Origin of the sequence: Streptosporangium vulgare (assembly GCF_042428775.1) — a bacterium.
Classification (GTDB): domain Bacteria; phylum Actinomycetota; class Actinomycetes; order Streptosporangiales; family Streptosporangiaceae; genus Streptosporangium; species Streptosporangium vulgare.
Map to the genome: position 1 here is coordinate 209202 of NZ_JBHMBS010000014.1, position 8931 is coordinate 218132.

The following is an 8931-nucleotide window of genomic DNA, read 5'->3' on the forward strand; positions in this document are numbered from 1 at the left end:
CCCGATGGACGCTCACCTGACAGAGATCATCATCTTCTCCGCACTGTTCCTGCTGGTCAGCGGCATGGGATTCGTGGCCGCGCGCTGGCGCCGCCCGGAGAACCTGGCGAGCCTCGACGAGTGGGGACTCGGCGGCCGCAACTTCGGCTCGTGGGTCACCTGGTTCCTGGTCGGCGGCGACCTCTACACCGCCTACACCTTCGTGGCCGTGCCCGCCCTGCTCTGGGGCGCGGGCGCGATGGGCTTCTTCGCGGTGCCCTACACGATCGTGGTCTACCCGATCGTCTTCCTGGTGCTGATCCGCCTCTGGTCGGTCTCGCACGTGCACGGCTTCGTGACCCCGGCCGACTTCGTCCGGGCCAGGTTCGGCTCCCCCACGCTGGCGCTGCTGATCGCGATCACCGGCATCGTCGCGACGATGCCCTACATCGCGCTCCAGCTCGTCGGCATCGAGGCCGTGCTGAAGTCGATGGGCGTGACCGGCCACCTGCCGATCATCATCGCGTTCGCGATCCTCGCCGCGTACACCTACCAGTCGGGCCTGCGTGCCCCCGCGCTGATCGCGTTCGTCAAGGACACGCTGATCTACATCGTGATCCTGGTGGCGATCTTCGCGATCCCCGCCCAGATCGAGGGCGGCTGGTCGGGCATCTTCGACGCCGCCCAGGCCAAGTTCGACGCCAGCCCCGCGCCCGGAGACGGCAACCTGCTCAACGCGAACAACCAGCTGCAGTACGTCACGCTGGCCCTGGGCTCGGCGCTCGCGCTGTTCCTCTACCCGCACAGCATCACCGGCGTGCTCGCGTCCAGGAACCGCGACGTGATCAAGCGGAACATGTCGGCGCTGCCCGCCTACAGCCTGCTGCTCGGCCTGATCGCGCTGCTCGGCTTCATGGCCATCGCGGCCGGGATCAAGCCCATCGGCACCGACAACAACACGATCGTGCCGCAGCTGTTCGACAAGATGTTCCCCGACTGGTTCACCGGCGTCGCGTACGCCGCGATCGGCATCGGCGCGCTGGTCCCGGCGGCCATCATGTCGATCGCCGCGGCGAACCTGTTCACCCGCAACATCTACAAGGAGTACCTGAAGCCGCACGCGAGCGACGCCGACGAGGCCCGCGTCTCCAAGATCACCTCACTGCTCGTCAAGGTCGGCGCGGTGCTGTGCATCCTGTTCCTCGATACCGGCTTCTCCATCGACCTGCAGCTCATCGGCGGCGTCATCATCCTGCAGACGCTCCCGTCGGTGGCGCTCGGCCTCTACACCCGCTGGTTCCACCGCAGCGGCCTGATCGCCGGATGGGTCGCCGGCATGGGGGCCGGGATGCTCCTGCTCTACAACATCGGCAATCCGGTCACCGGCAAGCTGCACTTCGCCGGGTCCGCGTTCCCGCTGGAGAAGCTGGGCCTGGACACCAAGATGACGATCTACGCGGGCGTCCTCGCGCTCGCGGTCAACCTGGCCGTCGCCGCGCTCGGCACGGTCATCGCCCGCGCCATGAAGACAGTCGAGGGTGTCGACACCACCCAGCCCGACCACTACTTCGCCGACGAGGGCGACCCCAGGATCAAGGATCTCGACCTCGCCCCCCACGGAGCCCACCGGACGGATCCGGCCCCGGACCCCAAGCCCTAGGCTCCGGAATCCCCCGGCACCCGGACGTACCACCCCGGGTCCGGGATCCCGGTCCCGGGCGACGTGGCCACGAGCCTCCCGGCACACCACCGGGTCCCGGAAACGAGCGCGGGGGGAGAGCTTGTCAGGCTCTCCCCCCGCGTCGTCGTCAGCGCGTCGCCGTCAACGTGTCGGCATCAGCGCGTCGGCGTTATCCGGCGGCCGGAGCGCTAAACTGCGCGATCAGGGCGTTGGCGTCACGCAGGAGCGTGGCCTTCACCGCCGGGTTGGAGACGACCTTCGGGTCGTTGACCGCTTCGATGAAGCGCTCAAGCTTCTTGACGATCTTCTTCTTGTCGCGCTCGCGCTCCTTGTCCTCGGACACCATGACCTTGGAGATCTTGTCCTGGAGCTTCGCGGCGCCGGAGGCCGACAGCTGCCCGGCCGCCTCGAAGAGGTCGATGAGCCTCTTCACGTCGGCGACAGAGGTCGTGACCTCGAACGCGACGGTCTGCTTCGTGACGTGACCCGCCTTGTCCTTCGCGGTGACGGTCAGCGTGTGCGCGCCGAGCGCCAGCTCCCACAGGGCGAGCGGCTTGCCGGAGACCACCTGCAGGTCGCCGATGGCCGCCGTCACGCTCGCCACCCCCGACGTCGCGTCGGCCGCAGAGAAGACGGGCGTGATGGAAGCGGAGTCACCGTACTTGCCAGGCTCCACCCCGCTCACGGACAGGACCGGGGCGGTCTTGTCGATCTTCGCCGTGACGGTACCGACCGGCGAGACGTTGCCCGCGTTGTCGGTCGCCCGGTAGCTCACGGTGGCCGTCCCGTCGGCGGTCAGGGTGACCGGGTTGTTGGCGTTCAGCCACGTCGTGCCGCCGTTGAGCGAGTACTGGCGGCTCGACACCGTGCCGTTGTCGGTCGCGGTGACCGTCAGCGTGACGTTGCCGGTGTACCAGCCGTTCTCCCCGCCCGGCGCCGCCGGGGCGAGCGTGGCCGACACGGTCGGAGGCGTCTCGTCGGAGACCCCGTCGCCCTGGAAGGTGAACCCGTCGACCTCCACGCCGCCGGTCGAGGTGACGTAGAGCTTCCCACTGCCCGCCGGGGCACCGGTGAGCGAGGTGTCCACGGTCTGCCAGCCCGATCCGGCGGGCACGGTGACGGTGGCGAACGGCGCCGCCGTCTCCGAGTTCCAGCGCAGGGACAGCGTTCCCGCCCCGGAGGCGCGGGTCTTCACACCGGTGACTCCGGCGAAGTTCACCGGGTCGTACGCGATCCAGTCACCGGCGTCGAACGAGGTGACCTTCGCCAGGCCGGACGCGCTCTCGTCCTCCGTCCTGGTGACGCCGCTGCTGGTGTCCGCGTGCTCGGCCTGCAGGTCCTTGGGGTTGAGGATGAGCGTGGCGTCGCCGAGCGCCCCGGGGATGTCACCGGCGCCGTTGTCCCGGTAGCTCACGACGACGACGCCGAAGATGTTCTCGGTCTCGCCGTGCTCGGGGGCGTCGGCGGGGGTCGGCCAGGCGCCCGAGCATCCCGAACCGAGGGTCTCGGGGTGGGCGTGCGCGTCGTGGCCGAGGCCGAAGGTCCACTGCACCCGGCTGCACACCGGGTTGTCGCCGTCCTCCTTGTCGGAGACCTTGATCTGGAACGGCACCGCGTCGCCCCAGTTGAAGAAGGAGCCGTTGCCCGGTGTCTGGATGGTCACCTCGGGCGCGGTGTTGCCCACGGTGATCTCGGTCGAGGTGAGCCCGAACTTGCCCTGCGCGTCGGTCACGCGGAGCCTGGCGGCGTACTGCCCGAGCGCCGGGTAGGTGTGCGAGGCCGTCACGCCGGTGGCGTCGAAGCTGCCGTTGCCGTCGAAGTCCCACTCGTACTTCAGCGCGCCCGGCTCGGCGTCGGTCGACGTCTCCGCGCTGAACGCGACGGTGAGCGGCGCGGCGCTGCCCGATACCGGCTTGGCGACGATCTTCGCCTGCGGCGCCTTGTTCCCCTCGGCGTAGTCGATGCGGTACAGGCCCGCGTCGGGGTTGGCGCGGAAGAAGCCGTCGCCGTAGTCGAGCACGTAGAGCGATCCGTCGGGACCGAACTCGATGTCCATCGGGCTGTCGGTGATCGGCATCGCCGCCGTGGTCAGCGCGCTGTTGGGCAGGAAGTGTTCGAGCTTGGTCACCGGCCCGTCCGAACCCGTCACGGTGAACGCCGCGAGGTAGTCCTGGGAGAACTCGCCGAAGAAGAACTTCTTGTCCCAGTACGCCGGGAACTTCGTCGTCGACGGGTTCGCCGCGTCGTAGTGGTAGACGGGACCGCCCATCGGCCCCTGGCCGCCCGCCGGCTCGAAGTCGGTGAGCCCGGCCCACTCCGCGGGCTGGTGGGTGGCGTTGTCACCGTAGTAGAGGTCCGCGGGGGTCGCGGCCGGCAGCTTGTCGACGCCGGTGTTCCAACGGGAGGTGTTCGTCGGCCCTCCCGCGCAGTCGAACCACGCGCGCGGCGTCGAGGTCGCGAAGTTCCAGTCGTTGTAGTTGAAGTTGTTCCCGGTGCAGTAGGGCCAGCCGCTGTTCATCGGCTTGTCGATGGGGGTGACGTTCCACTCGACGTAGCCCAGGGGCCCGCGGGCGGGGTCGGCCGCTCCGGCGTCGGGACCGTAGTCGCCCCAGGAGACCGTGCCGGTCACGTCGTCGACGTCCATCCGGAAGGCGTTCCGCACGCCCGTCACGAAGATCTCGGGGCGCGTCTTGGCCGTTCCCGGCGGGAACAGGTTGCCGGCCGGGACGGTGTAGGTGCCGTCCTCCTTCACCGAGATCCGCAGGATCTTGCCGCGCAGGTCGTTGCTGTTGCCCGCGCCGCGCCGCGCGTCGAACCCGGGGTTCATCCCGGGCGCGTCGTTGTTGGGCGCCATGCCGTTGGCCCCGGGCGTGCCCGCGGGGGTGTTGTCACCGGTGACGAGGTAAAGGTTGCCCGCGGCGTCCCAGTCCATGTCGCCCGCGACGTGGCAGCACTGCCCGCGCTGCGTCTCGACCTTGATGATGACCTGCTCGGTGGAGAGGTCCAGCGCGTCACCGGTCCACTTGAACCGCGACAGCTGGTTGTAGCCCTTCCACTGGTTCCAGTACGACTCGTTCGCGCCCGCGGGCAGCGAGTTGGGCGCCGAACCGGTGGGGGTCGTCTCCGGGTACGGCGCCGTCATCGTCTTGGGCGCGTAGTAGACGTAGACCCACTTGTTCTCGGCGAACTTCGGGTCGATCGCGATCGTCTGGAGACCGTCCTCGGAGTTCGCGTAGACGGGGATCGTGTTGATGACCTTGGTGACGCCGGTGCTGCCGTCGGTCAGCCGGATGTCGCCGTTGCGGGCGGTGTGCAGGACCCGCTTGTCGGGCAGGACCGCCAGGTCGATCGGCTCGCCGACGTTCTTGGTCAGCGTGATCTTCTCGTAGTTCGACCAGTCGGTGGGTGCGTCCAGGACGTTGGCCTGGGCTTGGACGGGGGCGGTGCCGGGCACCACCAGGGGCAACAACAGGGCGGCCAGTGCTCCACCGAGCATGGCGCGGGTACTCTTCAACTTCCTGAGCCTCTTCTTCAGGGGGGTGTCAGGACAGGGCGGGTCGCCACGCGTGCCGCGGCAACGGCTTCGATCACGTGGCGATCCGCCGGACCCGTTTCCGGGTTCTTTTCTGGGTGCTCTTCGAGGGGTTTCTGAGAGGTCTCCGGGGGATCCGCCTTGTCGTCCGCCGCTCTCAGCGGCGGCGCAGGGCGGCCAGGTTCTTGTAGCTGAGGTCGGCGTACTGGAGCGAGCGGCCCGGCTCCGCAGCCCCTCCGGGCGCGTTGTCCTGCTCGTACATCGGGTTGTGGCGCTTCTCGATGTCCAGCTTGGAGAAGAAGGCGCGGTAGTCGATGTCACCGGTGCCGAACGGCACCATGTCGTAGCCGTTGCCGGTCGCCGTGTTGGACTTGCCGTCCTTGGCGTGGAACAGCGGGAACCGCTTCTCGTTCTGTCGTACGAGCTTCAGCGGGTCGAAGACGTCGGTCTGGGTGGAGCCGTTGCGCGCGACGTACGTGCGGAACCTGTACTGCGCCACGTGCGCCCAGAAGATGTCCATCTCGAGGTAGACGTGCCTGCGGCTGGTGATGTCGAGGAAGTACTCCAGCTTCCGGACGCCCGACGAGCGGGTGGGCCGGCCGAGCTCGTCGAGCGGGCCCGTGTCGAGGAGGAAGCCGTACGCCGCGTCGTGGTTGTGCGTGTACAGCTTGAGCCCGGCGGCCGAGGCGATCGAGCCGAGACCGTTCCACTTCTGGGCGGCGAGGTCCCAGTCCGCCTTGTAGGCGCTGCCGGTCGGGTCGCCGCCGGTGCCCACGTGCTCCATGCCGAGGATGTTGGCGATCTCCAGGGTCAGCTTGAAGCGGTCGAGGTCGGCCTGGGTGAGCGGCCACGAGCCGGGGATGAAGCCGTGGTTGCCTTGGGCCTTGAGCCCGTTGTCGTCGAGCCACCGGCGCAGCAGCCTGGCCCCCTCGACGGTCTCCAGGTCGGCCCCGCCCTCGGCGTTCGCGTGCTGGCGGTAGCCGGCGAACTCCACCTGCTTGTAGCCGATCCGCGAGAGCTCCTCGAACACGCGCCGGAAGCCGGCCGGCAGGCTCGTGTTCGCCGCCGGGTCGCGGGAGATCACGTCGCGGACGGTGTAGAGGATGATGCCCCGCTTGGCCTCGGGCACCAGGGCGTTCCTGTCGCCGTGACCGTGGCCCTGACCGCGCTCCTGGTCGCCACCGGGGGAGGCGTACGCGGCCGACGCGAGCGGGCCCACCGCCGAGACGGCGGCCACCGCGGTGACTCCTGTCGTGGCCGCGAGGAACTGACGGCGGTTCAGCCCGAGCCTGCGGCGCAGCGCGCCCGCGACCTCGTCGGTCTCTTCTTGGTGTGCACTCATGCTTTCCTACCTTCGTGTGGGTGGAGGGAGCCTCGTGGTCCTCGACACCTCAGCCGAGTGACCGCCGACTCCTTCCGCCGCAGACCGGGGCCCCGTCCGGCGGGTCACCTCTCCGAGGAGATCCGCCCACGAACGCCACCGGCCGACTCACTACGCCCTCTTGATGTTGTGCAGAGAACTTGGCGTGGAAGTTACGCGTCTTCTGCCGTTTTAGGAAGAACTTTTGTCATGATCAATTTAACTTTCTACGGTCAGCGACCAAAGTCACCCCCGCGTACGACCCTGTCCACCGGGCCTCCGGGACCCTCCGACGGGGGGATCTTCCCTGGTGAGGCGGGGTGACCGCCCTCCAGGACGTCGCAATAAGCTGGGTTTGTAACGATATGAGCAGATAGCGCCCCCAGGCGCCCCTCCACGACGCCCAACTGGACCGGACCTGCGAGCTCGCAGATCGACGGGCGAGCCCCCTCGCCACGAACCGTCAGGGGCCTATCCGGGGGCACTTTGGTTGAAGAACCTAAAACTTTCGCCCATAATCGGCAGAAGCATCGAGGACGCGCCGGCCGGTGTGTCTCGGGTGACATGTCTGCGGGACACGTCTCCAGGACAACCTCTCCGGAGGCATGTCTCTCGTCTCCGGGGCAGGTCTCGTTCTCCGGGGCAGGTCTCGGATGGCACACCGGGCGACACATCTCGGGTGACGCGTTGGGTCACACACCGAGCCGACGCGTCGGGCGACAACAGGCCGATGAACATCTCGCCCACCGGCGAGGCCGGGACAACCGACACCGGACTCCTCCCAAAACCGAACCTCACCCCGAGGACCGGACCTCCTCCGGAGAGCCGGGCCTCCACCAGGCGGGCTTCCCCATTCGCCACGCCGCTTGTAGCGTCTTGACATCCTTCCCGCCCGGAGGCGGAGGTTTCCGCGCTCAAGGAGAAGCGATGATCCCGGCGAGGAACACGAGGAACGAGAAGGGAAACGCCGAATGCGCGCGGCCGGACTCGGAGTCGTCTCGCTGGTGATCGCACTGACCGCCTGCACCCCGGCTCCCAACGCCGCCCCGCCGGCCTCTCCCTCATCGACCTCTCCCCGGTCGGCGAATCCCGCGCCCGCGTCCCCGACTCCCTCTTCCTCCAGTTCGTCCTCTTCCCTGGATGAGCGGCCCGGGTCCCCGACGACACCTGGCCCGGCCGCCTCGGCCTCCGCCCTCCAGGTGATCGCGGACGACCTGGTGGCGGCGGCCGGATCCTCCGGAGCCGTCGTACACGTCCGTGACGACGGAAAGATCCAGGAGGCCGCCGCCGGGTTCGCCGACCCGGCGACGCGCACCCCGATGCGGGTCGACCACCGCTTCCGGATCGCCAGCATCACCAAGACGTTCACCGCGGCGATCACGCTCCAGCTGGTACGCGAGCGGCGGCTGGCCCTTCGCGACACGCTCGGCAAGCTGCTCCCCGGCGTCCTTCCCGGGGCCGACCGGGTCACCGTGGAGCAACTGCTCAACCACACCAGCGGGATACCGGACTATCTCACCGACTCCCGCTTCACGGACGCCATCGTCGACGGCGGCATGTACGCACGCCACTGGCCACCGCGAGAACTGCTCGGCTACGGCGGCAGGCCGGGAAAGAGCGGGGTGAACCGCTACTCCAACGGCAACTTCATCCTTCTCGGTCTCATCATCGAGAAGGTCACCGGCCAGAGTTACGCGGAGGCGCTCCGCGAGCGCGTCACCGAGCCCCTGAAACTGCGCGACACCGAACTACCACGAGATCTACGACCACCCGGGCTCGCCACGGGCAGGCAGGGCGACGGTCCCGGAGCGACGGTCGTGAACTCCTCGATCTTCTGGTCCGCGGGCGGGCTGGTGTCGACCGCTGGGGACGTGGGTGCCTTCTACGAGGCACTGTTCGGCGGGAAGCGGGCCGTGTCCGGCGGTGAACCCAAGGGGTCGGCGCCGAGGCGATTACCCGAGGGGGACGCGCTGAAGCGCGCGGAAGGCCTGGGCATCTTCGCCGACAGGCTGCCGTGCGGCACCCGGGTGTGGAACCACTCCGGGATGATCTACGGATACTCGGGGGTCGCGATGAGCAGCGAGGACGGCCGACGCCAGGTGGTGGTGCAGCTCAACTCCCCGGCGGCCGGGCAGGCGATCACGGCGGCGGGAAGACTCATGTGCCGGTGAGCCGCCTGAGGGATGACGCGAAACGAGCGACCTGACGGCCAACGCGAAAAGGGCCCCCACCAGCGGTGGAGGCCCTTCCCTCGTGACATCAAAAGCCCCTCGTGACACCACGAAAACACGAAGGCCCCCACCGAAAGGTGGGGGCCCTCAAAAGATTGTCCGGCGGTGACCTACTCTCCCACACCGTCCCCGGTGCAGTACCATCGGC

Annotated in this window: 4 protein-coding genes; 2 read left to right on the forward strand and 2 right to left on the reverse strand. The window is 68.5% G+C overall.

The window, feature by feature from the left end; all coding sequences use genetic code 11:
- The first annotated feature begins 4 nt into the window (after positions 1–4).
- Entirely contained in the window at positions 5–1639 is a 1635-nt protein-coding gene (gene mctP, locus ACFFRH_RS27545; RefSeq protein WP_386160618.1) for a monocarboxylate uptake permease MctP, read from the forward strand.
- A 190-nt stretch (positions 1640–1829) separates the two neighbouring features.
- Here mctP and ACFFRH_RS27550 read toward each other — a convergent pair whose 3' ends face one another.
- Both ACFFRH_RS27550 and ACFFRH_RS27555 read right to left on the reverse strand, forming a co-directional pair.
- Positions 1830–5174 carry a PQQ-dependent sugar dehydrogenase gene (locus ACFFRH_RS27550; RefSeq protein WP_386160620.1) on the reverse strand — a complete coding sequence of 1115 codons (3345 nt, stop codon included), beginning with the start codon at positions 5172–5174 and terminating at the stop codon, positions 1830–1832.
- Between the two features lie 175 nt (positions 5175–5349).
- Entirely contained in the window at positions 5350–6534 is a 1185-nt protein-coding gene (locus tag ACFFRH_RS27555) for a sugar phosphate isomerase/epimerase family protein (RefSeq protein WP_386160622.1), read from the reverse strand.
- 1217 nt (positions 6535–7751) lie between these two features.
- Between ACFFRH_RS27555 and ACFFRH_RS27560 the strand changes: the two genes are divergently transcribed.
- Positions 7752–8723 carry a serine hydrolase domain-containing protein gene (locus tag ACFFRH_RS27560; RefSeq protein ID WP_386160624.1) on the forward strand — a complete coding sequence of 324 codons (972 nt, stop codon included), beginning with the start codon at positions 7752–7754 and terminating at the stop codon, positions 8721–8723.
- Positions 8724–8931 lie beyond the last annotated feature (208 nt).

Bases quoted from the DNA above. Each gene is read 5' to 3' on its own strand.
- ACFFRH_RS27555 (WP_386160622.1), bottom strand. From the start codon at position 6,534: ATGAGTGCACACCAAGAAGAGACCGACGAGGTCGCGGGCGCGCTGCGC.
- mctP (WP_386160618.1), top strand. From the start codon at position 5: ATGGACGCTCACCTGACAGAGATCATCATCTTCTCCGCACTGTTCCTG.